Origin of the sequence: Dickeya ananatis (assembly GCF_019464615.1) — a bacterium.
In the GTDB taxonomy this organism is placed as follows: Bacteria; Pseudomonadota; Gammaproteobacteria; order Enterobacterales; family Enterobacteriaceae; genus Dickeya; species Dickeya oryzae.
This window is the reverse complement of sequence record NZ_CP040816.1, coordinates 3,187,733-3,205,412: the sequence shown is the minus strand read 5'-3', so window position 1 is coordinate 3,205,412 and position 17,680 is coordinate 3,187,733. Positions and strand designations below refer to the sequence as shown.

At 52.7% G+C, this 17,680-nt stretch carries 16 protein-coding genes; 12 read left to right on the top strand and 4 right to left on the bottom strand.

Annotated features, from left to right (window positions below; translation table 11 throughout):
* Window position 1 precedes the first annotated feature (1 nt).
* Complete coding sequence (gene truC / locus FGI04_RS14130; RefSeq protein WP_342700476.1) at window positions 2–787, top strand: tRNA pseudouridine(65) synthase TruC; 786 nt, start codon at window positions 2–4, stop codon at window positions 785–787.
* A gap of 18 nt (window positions 788–805) precedes the next feature.
* On the top strand, window positions 806–1,258 hold the full coding sequence (locus FGI04_RS14125; RefSeq protein WP_342700477.1) for a flavodoxin: 453 nt from the start codon (window positions 806–808) through the stop codon (window positions 1,256–1,258).
* 136 nt (window positions 1,259–1,394) lie between these two features.
* Here FGI04_RS14125 and FGI04_RS14120 read toward each other — a convergent pair whose 3' ends face one another.
* The 4 genes from FGI04_RS14120 to map form a co-directional block, all read right to left on the bottom strand.
* A complete protein-coding gene (locus FGI04_RS14120) occupies window positions 1,395–1,781 on the bottom strand; it encodes a DUF3461 family protein (RefSeq protein WP_016942188.1) in 387 nt (128 codons plus the stop codon).
* Between the two features lie 124 nt (window positions 1,782–1,905).
* Complete coding sequence (dapD, locus tag FGI04_RS14115) at window positions 1,906–2,730, bottom strand: 2,3,4,5-tetrahydropyridine-2,6-dicarboxylate N-succinyltransferase (RefSeq protein WP_342700478.1); 825 nt, start codon at window positions 2,728–2,730, stop codon at window positions 1,906–1,908.
* Window positions 2,731–2,804: 74 nt separating this feature from the next.
* The gene (gene glnD, locus FGI04_RS14110; RefSeq protein ID WP_342700479.1) at window positions 2,805–5,489 is read right to left on the bottom strand and encodes a bifunctional uridylyltransferase/uridylyl-removing protein GlnD; all 2,685 of its coding nucleotides are present in this window, start codon (window positions 5,487–5,489) and stop codon (window positions 2,805–2,807) included.
* A 51-nt stretch (window positions 5,490–5,540) separates the two neighbouring features.
* Window positions 5,541–6,335 carry a type I methionyl aminopeptidase gene (gene map / locus FGI04_RS14105; protein WP_248588203.1) on the bottom strand — a complete coding sequence of 265 codons (795 nt, stop codon included), beginning with the start codon at window positions 6,333–6,335 and terminating at the stop codon, window positions 5,541–5,543.
* Window positions 6,336–6,700: 365 nt separating this feature from the next.
* Here map and rpsB point away from each other — a divergent pair, with 365 nt between their 5' ends.
* The 10 genes from rpsB to skp all read left to right on the top strand — a co-directional run bounded on the left by rpsB (window position 6,701) and on the right by skp (window position 17,679).
* Window positions 6,701–7,426, top strand: coding sequence for a 30S ribosomal protein S2 (gene rpsB, locus FGI04_RS14100; RefSeq protein WP_102801195.1), 726 nt, complete (start codon window positions 6,701–6,703; stop codon window positions 7,424–7,426).
* Window positions 7,427–7,551: 125 nt separating this feature from the next.
* Window positions 7,552–8,409 (top strand): translation elongation factor Ts, encoded by an 858-nt coding sequence (gene tsf, locus FGI04_RS14095; RefSeq protein WP_342700480.1) that lies wholly within the window; start codon window positions 7,552–7,554, stop codon window positions 8,407–8,409.
* A gap of 170 nt (window positions 8,410–8,579) precedes the next feature.
* Entirely contained in the window at window positions 8,580–9,311 is a 732-nt protein-coding gene (gene pyrH / locus FGI04_RS14090; protein ID WP_012883662.1) for a UMP kinase, read from the top strand.
* 141 nt (window positions 9,312–9,452) lie between these two features.
* Complete coding sequence (gene frr, locus FGI04_RS14085) at window positions 9,453–10,010, top strand: ribosome recycling factor (RefSeq protein WP_023639093.1); 558 nt, start codon at window positions 9,453–9,455, stop codon at window positions 10,008–10,010.
* A 201-nt stretch (window positions 10,011–10,211) separates the two neighbouring features.
* Window positions 10,212–11,405 carry a 1-deoxy-D-xylulose-5-phosphate reductoisomerase gene (gene ispC, locus FGI04_RS14080; protein ID WP_342700482.1) on the top strand — a complete coding sequence of 398 codons (1,194 nt, stop codon included), beginning with the start codon at window positions 10,212–10,214 and terminating at the stop codon, window positions 11,403–11,405.
* A gap of 181 nt (window positions 11,406–11,586) precedes the next feature.
* Complete coding sequence (gene ispU, locus FGI04_RS14075) at window positions 11,587–12,348, top strand: (2E,6E)-farnesyl-diphosphate-specific ditrans,polycis-undecaprenyl-diphosphate synthase (RefSeq protein ID WP_342700483.1); 762 nt, start codon at window positions 11,587–11,589, stop codon at window positions 12,346–12,348.
* A 9-nt stretch (window positions 12,349–12,357) separates the two neighbouring features.
* Window positions 12,358–13,215 carry a phosphatidate cytidylyltransferase gene (gene cdsA, locus FGI04_RS14070; protein WP_407273052.1) on the top strand — a complete coding sequence of 286 codons (858 nt, stop codon included), beginning with the start codon at window positions 12,358–12,360 and terminating at the stop codon, window positions 13,213–13,215.
* A gap of 21 nt (window positions 13,216–13,236) precedes the next feature.
* Window positions 13,237–14,592, top strand: a complete 1,356-nt coding sequence (gene rseP, locus FGI04_RS14065) for a sigma E protease regulator RseP (RefSeq protein WP_342700485.1) — start codon at window positions 13,237–13,239, stop codon at window positions 14,590–14,592.
* 34 nt (window positions 14,593–14,626) lie between these two features.
* Window positions 14,627–17,044, top strand: coding sequence for an outer membrane protein assembly factor BamA (gene bamA, locus FGI04_RS14060; protein WP_342700486.1), 2,418 nt, complete (start codon window positions 14,627–14,629; stop codon window positions 17,042–17,044).
* 137 nt (window positions 17,045–17,181) lie between these two features.
* On the top strand, window positions 17,182–17,679 hold the full coding sequence (skp, locus tag FGI04_RS14055; RefSeq protein WP_012883669.1) for a molecular chaperone Skp: 498 nt from the start codon (window positions 17,182–17,184) through the stop codon (window positions 17,677–17,679).
* Window position 17,680 lies beyond the last annotated feature (1 nt).

Sequence of the window (17,680 nt, the reverse complement as noted above, 5' to 3'; positions counted from 1 at the left end):
GATGCTGGAGATTGTTTATCAGGATGAGCATCTGATAGCGGTAAATAAACCATCAGGTTGGCTGGTGCATCGCAGTTGGTTGGATCGCAAAGAAAAAGTGGTGGTGATGCAAACGGTGCGCGACCAGATTGGTCAGCATGTGTTTACCGTACACCGCCTCGATCGCCCAACCTCCGGCGTGTTGTTAATGGCGTTATCGTCGGATGTGGCGCGCCTGCTGGCGCAGCAGTTTGAGCAACATCAGATGGAGAAAATGTATCACGCAGTGGTACGTGGCTACGTGATGGAAAATGGCGTCATTGATTATGCTTTGACGGAGGAACTGGACCGCATCGCTGATAAATTCGCCGACCCGGATAAAGCGCCACAGCCTGCCGTCAGCCATTATCGGGTGCTGGCTCATGCTGAATTGCCTGTGGCTATCGGGCGTTATGACACGGCCCGTTACAGCCTGCTGGAGTTAACGCCTAAAACCGGCCGTAAGCATCAACTGAGGCGACATATGGCGCATTTGCGTCATCCCATCATTGGGGATACGACCCACGGCGACCTGCGTCAGAATCGTGGCATGGCGTCGCACTTTGGCTGTGCCCGCTTGATGCTGCATGCCAGCCAGTTATCGCTCATCCATCCGGTGACCAACGAGCCGCTGGTTATCACAGCGCGCTGGGATGAGGCATGGCAAGGCGTAATGACGCAGTTTGACTGGCAAGGCCATCTCCCTGATGTTGAAAGGGTTGAGTTTCCGTCGGCGTCGGGTCAGGATAGCAACCTGACGTCAGCGTAAAAAAGGAGAGTCAGCGTCATGGCGCAAGTAGGTATTTTTGTTGGCACCGTATACGGTAATGCGTTGCTGGTTGCGGAAGAAGCGGAAAGCATTCTCAAAGCTCATGGACATGAGGTGAAAATTTTCGAGGATGCTTCAGTGGATGACTGGCTGGCTTACAGTCAGCAAACGGTACTGGTGGTGACCTCTACCACCGGACAAGGGGACTTGCCTGAGTCTATCCTGCCGTTGTACGAGGCGTTGCGCGAAAAAGTGGGTTATCAGCCAGACCTACATTATGGGCTGATTGCGTTGGGCGATAGCAGCTACGATACCTTCTGTGGCGGTGGGCATCAGTTTGATGCACTGTTACAGGAGATGGGTGCAAAACGTGTTGGCGAGTTGTTGGAAATTGACGCGGCTGAGCATCCGGAGCCGGAAGTGGTTTCCTGCCCATGGGTAGAGTCCTGGGCAGCGATGCTGACGGCCTAATGGCTGTCTGCATTCAGGTTGTGAAAACGGGGCCATCAGGCCCCGTTTCTTGTATGGCTGGCGTAGGGTTGTCGTATCACAAACCGCGTTGGTGATACGGCATCAGCCTCAATAGCAAGGGGTGATGCCCGCTAGCTTAACGTTGGGTCAGTTTTTCCAGATCGGCTTCGATTTCGCTGATCTTATTGGTGACCACGCTTTCCAGATGGCGCAGGTCAGACAGAATCTTACGTTTCAAATCCACTTCAGCCTGATCACGCTGGCAAATCTGATCGAGTTCATCCACGACATAACGCAGATTGGGGCTGATCTCGTTGATTTCTTTGTAACCCTGCCCGGCATTGTCTGCCACGATGGTTTTACGCTGGCGTGGGTACTTGAATTTGACGCTTTTAGCGAAGAATTCCCCTTTATCCTTGCGAAAGTAAATTTTCAGAATATCGTTGTTGGCCTCCTGACGGAGACTGTACCTGTCGATATCTTCCGGGTTGGAAATCCCAAGACTTTTCAGATTGTCGTACATAACACCACCTTTCTTGTTTTACGTCGGCCTGAAAAACTGTGCCAGTACTGTTGGTCGTGACGGCGAGATGCCGTAAAAAATGGCGGGTTGTGTTACCCGCCATTCAGTTTAGTCGATAGTGGTATTAGTCGATAGTGCGCAATAACTCATTAATGCCCACTTTACCGCGGGTTTTCGCGTCCACTTTTTTCACGATCACCGCACAATACAGGCTATAGCTACCATCTTTGGATGGTAGGTTGCCGGAAACGACCACAGAGCCTGCCGGTACACGGCCGTAATGCACTTCGCCGGTTTCACGATCGTAAATCTTGGTGCTCTGGCCGATGAAGACACCCATCGAAATGACTGAGCCTTCTTCAACGATCACGCCTTCAACGACTTCAGAACGCGCACCGATGAAGCAGTTATCTTCAATGATAGTCGGGTTGGCCTGCAGCGGCTCAAGTACGCCACCGATACCCACACCGCCGGACAGGTGTACGTTTTTACCAATCTGGGCGCAGGAGCCGACGGTTGCCCAGGTGTCCACCATCGTGCCTTCGTCAACGTAGGCACCGATATTGACGTAAGAAGGCATCAGCACGGTATTACGGGCGATAAATGCCCCCTGGCGCACGCTGGCCGGAGGGACAACACGGAACCCTTCACGCTGGAAACGTGCTTCGTCGTAACTGGCGAATTTCATGGGCACCTTATCGTAGTAGCGGGTTTCCGCGCCTTCCATCAGGTGATTGTCATTGATGCGAAAAGAGAGCAGCACCGCTTTCTTCAGCCATTGGTGCGTTACCCACTGACCGTTGATTTTCTCAGCCACACGCAGCACACCGCTGTCCAACTGGCTGATAACCTGATTTACCGCTTCGCGCGTCACCGCGTCCACACTGGCCGGGGTGATCTCTGCGCGACGCTCAAATGCGGTCTCGATGATGTTCTGTAATTGCTGCATCCTGTTTCTCTTTCGTGATTAATCAAACCAGGCCGCGTGCCACCAATACCCGATGGTGGAACGCAGCTTAATATTTAAGAAGCTACTTTATCGTTTGGGTCGAGGGCTTCTGTCAACCGTTGTTGCAATTTAAGCCGCAATTCGGGGCTTAATGCCCGCCTTTCGCCATCAGCCAGAATAAACAGGTCTTCGACCCGTTCGCCGATGGTGGAAATGCGCGCGCCATGCAGCGACAAGTTGAGGTCGGCAAATACTTCGCCGACCCGAGCCAACAAACCGGGCTGGTCGAGAGCAATCAGCTCCATATAGCTGCGCCTGTCGGTATGGGTCGGCAGGAAGCTGACTTCCGTTGGTACGCTGAAGTGGCGCAAGCGGGAGGAAGGTCGCCGCACCCTGGGATGCTGGTAATCTCGCTGGGTCAGGGCCTGCTCGATGGCATGGCGAATCATATCGTGCCTATCCGGTGCCAGTGGGCTGCCGTCCGGCTCCAGCACGATAAACGTGTCCATCGCCATACCGTCGCGGCTGGTGAAGATCTGGGCGTCGTGTACGCTGAGATTCCGGCGGTCCAGCTCGCCTGCGACCGCCGCAAACAAGTAGGGGCGATCCGGGCTCCAGATGAAGATTTCGGTACCGCCGCGGCTGGCCTGATGGCTAATTAAGACCATCGGCTTACTGGCATCATGCTCCAGTAAATGGCGGGCATGCCAGGCCAGTTGATTTGGCGAGTGACGCAGGAAATAGTCTGCACGGCAGCGACTCCAGATATGGTAGAGCGCTTCTTCGTCGATATTATCCATACGCAGCAACGCCAGTGCCTGCAAACGGTGGTGACGCACCCGTTCGCGCAAGTCCGGCGAGTTCTGCATGCCGCGGCGCAACTGTTTTTCGGTGGCGAAATACAGCTCGCGCAACAGGCTTTGTTTCCAGCTGTTCCACAGCGTTTCGTTGGTGGCGCAGATGTCTGCCACGGTCAGGTTCAGCAGGTAACGCAACCGGGTTTCACTTTGTACCTGTTCGGCAAACTGCTGAATGACTGCTGGGTCTTGAATATCGCGTCGCTGGGCGGTGACTGACATTAACAGGTGACAGCGTACCAGCCAGGCCACCAACTGCGCTTCTCGTGAGTTCAGCCCATGCTGTGCGGCGAACTCCAGCGCGTCTTTGGCTCCCAGTTCCGAGTGATCGCCGCCGCGTCCTTTGGCAATATCATGGAATAGTGCTGCCAGTAGTAATAATTCCGGTTGCGGCAGGCGCGGATACAACTCCACGCACAGTGGGTGGGATGCGCGTGTCGCCTCTTCGGTAAAACTCTCCAGTTTCAGCAGCACCCGGATGGTATGTTCATCCACGGTGTAGGCATGGAACAGGTCAAACTGCATTTGCCCGACAATGTTGCCCCACAATGGCATATAGGCCCACAGGACGCTGTGGGTATGCATCGGCAACAGCGCGCGGCTGACGGCGCGCGGGTGGCGCAGAATGTTCATGAACAGGCTACGGGCTTCCGGTATGGTGCATAGTGGCTGGCTCAGGTGACGACGCGCATGGCGTAAATGCCGCAGCGTGGTTGAGTAAATCCCGGTGATTTCCTGATTGCGCACCATCAGGTGGAACATGCGGATAATGGCTTCAGGCTTGCGCTCAAACAGCGTTTCATCACGTAAGTCGATAAGCTGACCACGTAACTGAAAATCTTCATCCAACTGGCGGGGTTTCTCGTTGGTATCCAGCGCCAGTATGGCTTCATCAAACAGTTGCAGCAGCATCTGATTGAGTTCGCCGACCCGGCGCGTCATACGGTAGAAATCCTTCATCATTCGTTCAACCGGCGCGTTGCCTTCGCCTTGATATTGCAGCAGTTGTGCCACATTAAGCTGCCTGTCGAACAACAAGCGGTTATCATAACGCGGCAGGATCAGATGCAAAGCAAAGCGAATACGCCAGAGAAAACTCTGGCACTCGTTGAGCTCGTTACGCTCAGCTTCCGTCAGGAAGCCGAATCCCACCATTTCGTTAAGCGATGTCGCGCCAAAGTGGCGACGAGCGACCCATAGCAAGGTGTGAATATCTCGTAATCCGCCTGGGCTGCTTTTGATATCCGGTTCAAGGTTGTAGCTGGTACTGTGGTAGCGCTGATGGCGTTCGCGCTGTTCTGCTATTTTGGCGGCAAAGAAGGTTTCTGATGGCCAGAACGCATCGCTGAAAATGTGCTTTTGCAGCATGAGAAATAGCGCCACGTCACCGCAAATCATACGGGATTCAATCAGGTTGGTGGCGACGGAAATATCCGCCCGTCCTTCTTCCAGACATTCATCCAGCGTACGCACACTGTGCCCGACTTCCAGCCGCAAGTCCCACAGTAGGGTGATAAACGTCCCGATCGCCTGAGATTGTACATCGGTGAGCTTGTGCTGGCTTAGCACCAGCAGGTCAATATCCGACAGCGGGTGCAATTCTCCGCGCCCGTAGCCGCCCACCGCGACCAGTGCGGTTTGTTGCGTACTTTCAAACCCATAGAACCGCCACAGTCGTTGCATCAGATGGTCGATAAATAGCGTGCGGGCATCAATCAAGGCTTCTGCACTCACACCCGCTTTGAATTCTTCCGCCAGCCAGTTCTGAAACTGTTCCAGGTGGGTTTTCAGCGTCTGACATTTCAGCATGTCATCCGTGAAGGTTAGCGGTGATGCGGGAATGGGGTGAGCCGTGGAGGGCGGAGAGCCGGTGATATCATGCGGGGAATTGTTGTCGATCATGTTGCGCCACCATAAACAAAAAAAAGCCGGCGTTAGCCGGCTTATGCTCAATTATTCCTGATGCGTGATGATGTTGGGGATGGTGTCATCCTTACGCAACGTCATTATTTCGCAGCCGTTTTCAGTCACCACAATAGTATGCTCGTATTGCGCCGACAAGCTACGATCCTTGGTTTTTACCGTCCAGCCGTCTTTCATGGTCCGAATGCGGTAATCACCGGCGTTAACCATCGGTTCTACGGTAAACACCATACCCGGTTGTAACACGACGCCGCCGTCGTCGGCATCATAATGCAGTACCTGCGGTTCTTCATGGAAACCACGGCCGATACCATGACCACAGTACTCGCGTACCACAGAGAAATCCTGCGCTTCGACGTATTTCTGGATTTCGCGGCCCAGAGTGCGTAACCGGATACCCGGTTTTATCATCCGCAGCGCCAGATACAGGCTCTCCTGCGTTACTTTGCACAGGCGTTCCCCCAAAATCGTCGGTTTGCCGACGATGAACATTTTGGACGTATCGCCGTGAAAATCGTCTTTGATCACCGTAACGTCAATGTTGACGATATCGCCGTCCTTGAGGATTTTGTCATCGCTCGGAATACCGTGACATACCACTTCATTGACAGAAATGCAGACGGACTTAGGAAAGCCGTGATAACCGAGGCAGGCGGAAATCGCATTTTGCTTGTTGGTGATGTGGTCATGGCAAATGCGGTCCAGTTCACCGGTGCTCACGCCGGGCACCACATAGGGCTCGATCATCTCCAGCACTTCTGCCGCCAGACGGCCAGCCACACGCATTTTTTCGATGTCTTCAGAGGTCTTTATTGAGATTGCCATTGAATTCAGTCCGCAGGTATCGTCGTTTTGACGAAAGAGGGTCAGTAAATAGTGATTTATGGTATCAGCCTAGCCTGACACTGCCAAATCATCATTCCTTCATGGGACTGTCATCGCGGGTAGGACGTGCGGCGGTAGAATGCAACAAAAGTTGGTGTCCGGGGGCTGTTTATGGTATAAAGCGCGCCGGTGTTCCGGCTGGAATTTCAGATGACTGAGTTCCTGTCGGTTCAAACTGAACTCACTATGTGTATAACACACACGTGTCGACACATTCACCGGGGTGCCTGTAATGGATTTCCATTCTGGTCGGTGTAATGGGACACGTGGAGGCATAACCCCATACTTAATCTACAGAGGTAATCATGGCAACTGTTTCCATGCGCGACATGCTCAAGGCGGGCGTACACTTTGGTCACCAGAAACGTTTCTGGAACCCGAAAATGAAGCCGTTCATCTTCGGTGCTCGTAACAAAGTTCACATCATCAACCTTGAGAAAACAGTACCAATGTTCAACGAAGCCCTGGCTGAGCTGAGCAAAATTTCTTCCCGTAAAGGCAAGATTCTGTTTGTTGGTACTAAGCGCGCAGCGAGCGAAGCGGTAAAAGAAGCTGCTATCAACTGCGACCAGTTCTTTGTGAACCATCGCTGGTTGGGCGGTATGCTGACTAACTGGAAAACTGTTCGTCAGTCCATCAAGCGTTTGAAAGATCTGGAAACTCAGGCTCAGGACGGCACGTTCGACAAGCTGACCAAAAAAGAAGCGCTGCTGCGCACTCGTGAACTGGACAAGCTGGAAAACAGCCTGGGCGGTATCAAAGACATGGGCGGTCTGCCTGACGCGCTGTTCGTTATCGACGCGGATCACGAACACATTGCTATCAAAGAAGCAAACAACCTGGGTATCCCGGTATTTGCAATTGTTGATACCAACTCCGATCCGGATGGCGTTGATTACATCATCCCTGGTAACGACGACGCCATTCGTGCAGTAAGCCTGTACCTGAATGCTGTTGCTGCTGCTGTCCGTGAAGGCCGTTCTCAGGATCTGGCTGCTCAGGCAGAAGAGAGCTTCGTCGAAGCTGAATAATAAGGCAAGCTCTGTTGAGCCCTTATTAACCAGGTATTGACATATGTTGGTTAGGGGGCCTTGTCGGGCCCCCTTTTTACTTATCTCTTACTTATCTCCGCCACGAGATAACCGAGGAAAAGATAATGGCTGAAATTACCGCTGCCCTGGTAAAAGAACTGCGCGAACGTACCGGCGCAGGCATGATGGAATGTAAAAAAGCTCTGGTTGAAGCCAATGGCGACATCGAGCTGGCAATCGACAACATGCGTAAATCTGGCCAGGCTAAAGCTGCGAAAAAAGCGGGTCGTGTTGCCGCTGAAGGTGTGATCCTGACCAAGATTGCCGCTGACGGCAAATACGGCATCATCGTTGAGCTGAACTGCGAAACTGACTTCGTAGCAAAAGACGCTGGCTTCAAAGCGTTTGGCGAAGAAGTGGCTACCGCTGCACTGAACGACCGCATCACTGACGTTGACGTTCTGAAAGCGAAATTCGAAGAACAGCGTACCGCGCTGGTAGCGAAAATCGGCGAAAACATCAACATCCGTCGTATCGCTGTGCTGACTGGCGACGCGCTGGGTTCTTACATGCACGGTGCTCGCATCGGCGTTATGGTTGCTGCTACCGGTGCTGACGAAGAGCTGATCAAGCACATCGCTATGCACATCGCTGCCAGCAAACCGGAATACGTCAACGCTGAAGACGTACCGGCTGACGTGGTTGCCCGCGAGCATCAGATCCAGTTGGATATCGCCATGCAGTCTGGCAAGCCGCGCGAAATCGCTGAGAAAATGGTTGAAGGTCGTATGCGTAAATTCACCGGCGAGATCTCTCTGACCGGTCAGAACTTCGTGATGGACCCGAACAAAACCGTTGGTCAATTGCTGAAAGAGCATAATGCTTCCGTGAGCAACTTCATCCGCTACGAAGTGGGTGAAGGTATCGAGAAAGCTGAAGTTGACTTTGCTGCTGAAGTCGCAGCAATGAGCAAACAGTCTTAATAAAAAGGGAGCCGCCAGTTGGCGGTTCCTTTTTATCCAGCCAAGCTATTCGCGATACCCGTAATTCGTGATACAAGCAATTTCATGGCATCTGGCCCCTTATCGATGGTGCGCCGGGTGTGGCAGTAATAACCCCCAGTACGATGACAGCCTGTTAGGACAAGAACACCATGGCAACCAACGCAAAACCCGTATATCAACGTATCCTGCTGAAGCTGAGTGGCGAAGCGCTGCAGGGAGCTGAAGGTTTCGGTATCGATGCGAGCATTCTCGATCGCATGGCCCAGGAAATAAAAGAGTTGGTTGAATTGGGCATTCAGGTCGGTGTAGTCATCGGTGGTGGTAACCTGTTCCGCGGCGCGGGTTTGGCCAAAGCAGGCATGAACCGCGTGGTGGGCGATCATATGGGGATGTTGGCAACCGTGATGAACGGTTTAGCGATGCGTGATTCTCTGCATCGTGCTTATGTCAACGCCCGTCTGATGTCGGCCATTCCGCTTAATGGTGTGTGCGACAATTACAGCTGGGCTGAAGCTATCAGTCTGCTGCGTAACAACCGTGTGGTGATTTTTTCTGCCGGTACCGGCAACCCCTTCTTTACCACCGACTCAGCGGCTTGCCTGCGTGGCATTGAAATCGAAGCCGACGTGGTATTGAAAGCCACCAAAGTAGACGGCGTTTTCTCGGCTGATCCGGTTAAAGATCCTAATGCAACGCTCTACGAATCACTGAATTATCAGGAAGTCCTGGAGCGTGAGCTCAAAGTCATGGATCTGGCCGCCTTTACGCTGGCTCGCGACCATAATCTGCCAATCCGTGTGTTCAATATGAACAAGCCAGGGGCGCTGCGTCGTGTCGTGATGGGCGAAAAAGAAGGGACGTTGATCAGTAATAACGGCTAACGTCTAATTTAAGGTAATATCTTGTTTTGGTGACACAAGATTGCGCCTATATTGCCAGCCTGCTGCTGGCAATCGATGATTCGCTGGGTCATGCAAGCCGTGCGTGACCTGACTGGCAACCAGTTTTCAAGGGTTCACAACGTGATTAATGAAATCAGAAAAGACGCCGAAACACGCATGGATAAATGCGTAGAGGCTTTCAAGAACCAGATCAGTAAAGTGCGTACTGGTCGTGCGTCCCCTAATCTGCTGGATGGTATCCATGTGGAGTATTACGGTAGCGCAACGCCGTTACGCCAGTTAGCCAATATCGTGGTGGAAGACTCCCGTACGCTGGCTGTCACTGTATTTGACCGGACCCTGGGCCCGGCGGTGGAAAAAGCTATCATGGCATCCGACCTGGGGCTGAATCCGATGTCTGCCGGTACAGTTATTCGTGTTCCGCTGCCGCCGCTGACGGAAGAACGCCGTAAAGATCTGATCAAAGTGGTGCGTGGTGAAGCAGAGCAAGGGCGAGTGTCGGTGCGTAACGTTCGTCGCGACGCGAATGACAAGCTCAAGGCACAGCTGAAAGACAAAACCATCAGCGAAGACGAAGAGCGTCGCGCTCAGGATGACGTTCAGAAATTGACTGACGGTTTTATCAAGAAGATTGACGCCGCTCTGGCGGAGAAAGAAAAAGAACTGATGGATTTCTGATTCATCGATTCGTTACAGCGCCGCTGGCAGGTGTGCAGTGTTGTCTGCTCCTTCCGCGGCGTTTTGTTTTTCAGATTTTTTAATGCGGGATGTTTTGCGTAACGCCACGCATTTTCACACCAGCCTCATCGACAGGCCGGCGCTGACGTTACAGACTGGCACCACGCCTGTCATCAACCCTAGCTTTATCAGGTCATATTCATGAAGCAACTGACAATCCTCGGCTCCACCGGTTCTGTTGGCGTTAGTTCACTGGCCGTGGTCAGAGCCAATCCAGACAAATTTTCGATAATGGCATTGGTCGCCGGGCGTAATGTTTCGCTGATGGCGGAACAGTGCCTGGAATTCTGTCCGGCGTATGCATCAATGGCCGATGAAGATGCCGCGCACGAACTGCGTATCCGTTTACGTGATGCGGGCAGTCGAACGGCTGTGTTATCAGGCGCGCAGTCTGCCTGCGAGCTGGCAGCGCTGGATGGGGTCGATCAGGTGATGGCGGCGATTGTCGGTGCTGCAGGGTTGTTGCCGGCACTCGCGGCTATTCGTGCGGGTAAACAGGTTCTGCTGGCGAATAAAGAATCGCTGGTGACTTGTGGTCGCCTGTTCATGGACGAGGTGTCGAAGAACGGGGCGAGACTGTTGCCAGTTGATAGTGAACACAGTGCGATTTTTCAGAGTTTACCTGAGCCAATCCAGCGGCAACTGGGATATGCTTCATTAACGCAATACGGGGTTGAGCGAGTGGTGCTGACCGGTTCGGGGGGGCCATTTCGTGAGATTCCGCTTGCTGCATTGGAGAGTGTGACTCCTGAACAGGCGTGCGCCCATCCAAACTGGTCTATGGGGCGAAAGATTTCGGTGGATTCCGCCACCATGATGAATAAGGGACTGGAATATATCGAGGCGCGATGGCTGTTTAATGCCTCGGAATCACAGATGGAAGTGGTTATCCATCCCCAATCCGTTATCCACTCCATGGTGCGTTACCGGGATGGCAGTGTGATGGCGCAATTGGGTACACCCGATATGCGAACTCCCATAGCCTACGCGATGGCTTACCCTGAGCGTGTTTTTTCCGGTGCACCGGCGCTCGACTTTAGCCGGTTGGGCGCGTTGACCTTCTCTGAGCCGGATTTTCAGCGCTACCCTTGTTTGCGCCTGGCGATTGAGGCGTGTAATCAAGGGCAGGCTGCCACGACGGCACTCAATGCGGCAAATGAAATTGCGGTTGCGGCATTTTTACAATCCGGTATTCGGTTTACCGATATCGCCGCAGTCAATCAGTGCGTGATGGAACAACTGACATTACCTGAGCCGCAAAGCGTTGATGATGTGTTGTCTATCGATACCTGGGCAAGACAAGCCGCAGAAAGTGTATTGCGGCGTTATCAGTGACCTTACGCGGGTGTGTTTGTTCACATGCGCCTGAAATGGTATAGTCTGCGCCGCTTGATGCAGGTGGTTATTAATAAAATACCACGTTGATGAAAGCTGTGTGCTCACAGCTTTTTTTATGCTGTCAGGTTTGGCTGCGACTGGATAATCATTTTCTTGCTCGAGGAAATCAATACACGCTATGCCCGCCGAAAATCAACACGGTAATCAAAAGTTGTTACCTAACGGCCCTCGTCATGTCGCGATCATCATGGATGGCAACGGCCGCTGGGCTAAACAGAGGGGAAAGCTGCGGATCTCCGGTCATCAGGCGGGAGTGAAGTCAGTACGCCGTGCGATCAGTTATGCGGTCAGCCAGAACCTTGAAGCCTTGACGCTATACGCATTCAGCAGCGAAAACTGGAACCGCCCGGCGCAGGAAGTTTCTGCGCTGATGGAGCTGTTTGTGCGTGTATTGAATAGCGAAGTCAAAAGCCTGCACAAGCACAATGTCCGTTTGCGAGTCATCGGTGATATTAGTCGATTCAGTAGTCGATTACAGGGACTGATCCAACGTTCTGAAGCGATGACAGAAAATAATACGGGCCTGACTCTGAATATTGCTGCGAATTATGGCGGCCGTTGGGATATTATCCACGGGGTCAGAAAAATCGCCGAGCAGGTTCAGGAAGGGATACTGCGTCCTGATACTATTGATGAGTCAACTCTGAATCGTTACATGTGCTTAAACGATCTGGCTCCGGTTGATTTGCTAATAAGAACCAGTGGAGAACATCGCATCAGCAATTTCCTGCTATGGCAGATTGCGTATGCAGAACTCTATTTTACCGATGTTCTCTGGCCGGATTTTGACGAACAAACCTTTGAAGGTGCCATTCATGCCTTTGCTCAACGTGAGCGTCGCTTTGGGGGAACTACGCCTGACGATGCAGATGCATCGTAGGGGGTATTTTTGCTGAAGTATCGCCTGATTACTGCGCTGATTCTTATTCCTTTGGTTATTGCGGCGCTTTTTTTCCTGCCGCCGTTGGTTTTTTCTCTGGTGACGCTGGCTGTTTGTATGCTGGCTGCCTGGGAATGGGGTCAACTGGCTGGTTTGGTTTCTTACACACAGCGAATCTGGCTTTCCATTGCCTGTGGTTTCCTGCTGGCAGCGATGATGCTGACCTTGCCGGATTACCACTATTCCATCACGTTTGTGCCGGTCTACCTGTCCCTATGGATTTCTCTTGCCTGGTGGGGCGTGGCGCTATTACTGGTGCTGTTTTATCCCTCTTCCGCTGCAATGTGGCGACATTCCCGTGCGCTGCGTTTGTGCTTTGGCCTGCTGACTATCGTGCCCTTTTTCTGGGGTATGTTGGCGCTGCGCCAATTCGAATATGAAACCAATCCTTTTAGCGGTGCCTGGTGGTTGCTGTATGTGATGGTGCTGGTGTGGGGCGCTGACAGTGGTGCTTATCTGTTCGGCAAGCTGTTTGGTCGGCGTAAATTGGCACCCAAAGTGTCGCCGGGAAAAACCTGGGAAGGTTTCATCGGCGGGCTGGCAACATCTGCAATGATTGCGTTACTGTTTAGCCATTATGCGCCATTGTCTATCTCAACCTTTACCCTGTTGGTGTGTTCTATTGTCGCGACACTGGCCTCGGTATTGGGGGATTTGACTGAAAGCATGTTCAAGCGTGAGGCGGGTATCAAGGATAGTAGTCACCTGATCCCGGGTCACGGTGGGGTACTGGATCGTATTGATAGTCTGACTGCAGCCATACCGGTATTTGCCTGTCTGATGCTGCTACTGTTCAAGGCTGTTTAGGAATACAGGTAGAGTCGGTTTATGCTGAATATTCTCTGGAGCCTGGCTGCATTCGTCGTCGCACTCGGTGTGCTTATCACCGTGCATGAGTTTGGGCATTTTTGGGTTGCCCGTCGTTGCGGCGTTCGCGTCGAGCGTTTCTCCATCGGCTTCGGGAAGGCATTGTGGCGTCGGCGTGACCGTCAGGGTACCGAGTATGTTATCGCGCTGATTCCTCTGGGCGGTTATGTGAAAATGCTTGATGGTCGGGTCGATGACGTTCCTGAAGAACTCCGGCATCGGGCATTCAACCACAAAACGGTCTGGCAGCGGGCAGCTATTGTCAGTGCCGGGCCGATTGCCAACTTCGTGTTTGCCGTTATTGCCTACTGGCTGGTGTTCATCATTGGTGTGCCGGGTATCCGTCCGGTAGTGGGCGAGGTTTTGCCCGGATCGATTGCTGCACAGGCGCAAATTTCACCGGGAATGGAACTAAAGTCAATTGATGGCATCGAAACGCCTGACTGGGATAGCGCGCGTCTGGCTTTGATTGGCAGGATTGGCGAACCTGACGTGGTTTTCGAAACCGCACCGTTAGGTTCCACCAGTACAGAGACCAAACGGCTTGATCTGCAACGCTGGCATTTCGATCCGGAACGACAGGATCCGGCGGTGTCGCTGGGGATTATACCGAAAGGGCCTCAGGTCGAAGCGGTGCTGACTCAGGTCCAGCCCCGCTCTGCCGCTGAAAAAGCGGGTTTGCAAGTCGGGGACAGGATCGTTAAAGTCGATGGTCAATTGCTGGCTCGCTGGCAGCAGTTTGTCATTGCTGTGCGTGATAACCCTGGCAAACCGATTGCGCTGGAGGTGGAAAGAGGCGGTGATACGCTGTCCGTTACGCTAACACCAGACAGTAAAACGGTGGGAAAAGGGCGGCTGGAAGGGTTTGCCGGCGTAGTGCCGAAAGTGACCCCTTTGCCTGATGAGTACAAAACCGTACGCCAGTATGGGCCGTTCAGCGCCATCTATGAAGCTGGGAATAAAACCTGGCTGTTGATGAAACTGACAGTCAGTATGCTGGGTAAGTTGATTACCGGCGATGTGAAGCTGAATAACCTGAGCGGTCCGATTTCTATCGCACAGGGGGCGGGCATGTCAGCAGATTATGGATTGGTGTATTACCTGATGTTTTTGGCGTTGATCAGCGTCAATCTGGGGATTATCAATCTGTTCCCTCTGCCGGTACTGGATGGTGGTCATCTGCTCTTTCTGGCGATCGAAAAGCTAAAGGGTGGACCGGTTTCCGAGCGTGTGCAGGACGTCAGTTATCGCATTGGCACAGTGTTGCTGGTGATGTTAATGGGGCTTGCACTTTTCAATGATTTCTCCCGCCTGTAGGCGTGGATTAGGTTAGGAAAAACGCATAACAACGATGGCGATGAAAAAGTTGCTCATAGCGTCGCTGCTGTTTAGCAGCGCCACCGTATACGGTGCAGACGGGTTCGTAGTGAAGGATATTCATTTCGAGGGCCTGCAGCGGGTTGCCGTCGGTGCGGCATTGCTCAGCATGCCTGTTCGGGTGGGGGATACTGTCACTGACGAGGATATCGGTAACACCATTCGGGCTTTGTTTGCGACCGGGAACTTCGAGGATGTCCGTGTCCTGCGTGATGGGAATTCGCTGCTGATTCAGGTCAAAGAGCGTCCGACCATTGCCAGCCTGACCTTCTCCGGCAACAAAGCGGTGAAGGAAGAAATGCTCAAGGAGAACCTTGAAGCATCAGGTGTGCGCGTCGGTGAAGCACTGGACCGCACCACCTTGTCCAACATTGAAAAAGGGTTGGAAGATTTCTACTACAGCGTAGGTAAATATAGCGCCACAGTGAAGGCCGTGGTGACGCCTCTGCCTCGTAATCGTGTCGATCTCAAACTGGTGTTTACCGAAGGGGTATCTGCCAAGATTCAGCAAATCAATATCGTCGGCAATAAATCTTTCAGTTCCGATGAGCTGATTTCCCGTTTCCAGTTACGCGATGAAGTGCCGTGGTGGAACCTGGTGGGGGATCGCAAATACGAGAAGCAGAAACTGTCTGGCGACCTGGAAACGCTGCGCAGTTTCTATCTCGACCGTGGCTACGCGCGTTTCAATATTGATTCAACGCAGGTGAGCCTGACGCCGGATAAAAAAGGCATTTACATCACTGTCAACATTACCGAAGGTGACCAGTACAAACTCTCGGGTGTGGTAGTGCGTGGCAATCTGGTAGGACACGCCACTGAAATTGAAGATTTAACCCGCATCCAACCGGGGGAGCTGTATAACGGCGCCAAAGTAACCCGGATGGAAGAGGACATCAAAAAGCTGCTGGGACGTTACGGGTATGCTTATCCCCGTGTGGTGACGCAGCCTGAAATCAATGATACCGACAAGACAGTACGGCTGAACATCAATGTGGATGCGGGTAACCGCTTCACTGTGCGTCGTATCCGTTTTGAAGGCAACGATGTGTCCAAAGATTCCGTACTGCGCCGTGAAATGCGCCAGATGGAAGGTGGCTGGCTTGGCAACGATCTGGTGCAACAGGGTAAAGAGCGACTAAACCGTCTTGGGTATTTTGAAAGTGTCGATACCGAGACCCAGCGCGTGCCCGGAACACCGGATCAGGTTGACGTGGTGTACAAGGTCAAGGAGCGTAATACCGGTAGCCTTAACTTCGGCGTGGGTTTCGGTACAGAAAGCGGCATCAGCTTCCAGGCTGGTGTGCAGCAGGACAACTGGCTGGGAACCGGTAACTCGGTAGGCATCAGCGGGACCCGTAACGATTACCAGACCTATGTTGAACTATCGATGACTGACCCGTACCTCACGGTGGATGGCGTGAGTCTCGGTGGTCGTGTTTTCTACAACAACTTCAAAGCGTTGAATGCTGATCTGGCTGACTATACCAACCAAAGCTATGGTATCGGTTCAACGCTGGGCTTCCCGATCAACGAAAACAACTCGTTACGCCTGGGTCTGGACTACGTGCATAACTCGTTGTCGGATATGAAACCTCAGGTCGCAATGTGGCGCTATCTGAATAAAGCGGGCGTTGATCCTGATCCTAACTCGACGTCCAGCGCCAGCTTCAGTGCCAACGATTTCTTCCTGACGCCAGGGTGGACTTACAACAACCTTGACCGTGGCTACTTCCCGACCGCAGGTAACCGTGTCAACCTGAACACCAAGGTGACGGTGCCGGGTTCGGATAACGAGTACTATAAGGTGACCTTTGACTCAGCCAGCTATTTCCCGCTGAGCGAGAGTCGCAATTGGGTGCTGATGGCGAAAACCAAAGCGGGTTATGCTGATGGGCTGAGCGGCAAAGAAGTGCCGTTCTACGATAACTTCTTTGCGGGCGGCTCCAACACAGTTCGTGGTTTCCGTTCCAACACCATCGGTCCGAAAGCGGCCTATTACACCGCTGGGTCTTGTTCAACATCGGACGTGTCATCGTGTAGCATCGCTAACTCGACTGATGCGGTGGGTGGTAACGCGATGGCGGTGGCCAGTGCCGAGTTAATTGTCCCAACGCCGTTTATTAGCGATAAGTACGCCAGCTCTGTGCGTACGTCGTTCTTCGTTGATGCCGGTACCGTGTGGGATACGCACTGGGAAAATACCGCTCAGACGTTGGCCGCGGGGATACCGGATTACAGTAAGCCTGGTAACATCCGTATGTCTTCGGGTCTTGCCGTGCAGTGGGTTTCACCTCTGGGGCCATTGGTCTTCTCTTACGCTCAGCCGTTTAAGAAGTATGATGGGGATCGCTCCGAGCAGTTCCAGTTTAACATTGGTAAGACCTGGTAAATGGGCTGCGTAGGTTTGAGTTTGAAAGGAAGATGTATCGGCATCCGGTGGTGATTTGAGCATATAGCTTGACTGCCGATGCCGTGATTACGATAAGCGCGTTCAGCGCAGAAATACTTAGGGTAAGGAGTTTTAACGTGAAAAAGTGGTTGTATGCCGCAGGGTTGGGTTTAACGCTGGCTGTTTCTGCTGGTGCTCAGGCTGCTGATAAGATTGCGATTGTCAATGTTTCCAGCATCTTCCAACAGTTGCCGCAGCGTGAAGCCGTAAGCAAACAGCTGGAAAACGAGTTCAAAGGCCGTGCCGCAGAACTGCAGTCCATGGAGCGTTCTCTGCAGGAAAAAATGCAGAAGCTGCAGCGTGATGGTTCTACCATGAAAGCCAGCGATCGTTCCAAAATGGAAAGCGACGTGATGGCTCAGCGTGAGCAGTTCTCCAGCAAAGCACAGGCTTTCGATCAAGACAATCGCCGTCGTCAGATGGAAGAACGCAACAAAATCCTGAGCCGTATTCAGGACGCGGTAAAAGCCGTTGCCACCAAGCAGGGTTATGACGTGGTTATCGACGCTAACGCGGTTGCCTATGCCGACAATGCGAAAGACATTACTGCTGACGTGCTGAAACAGGTTAAATAAT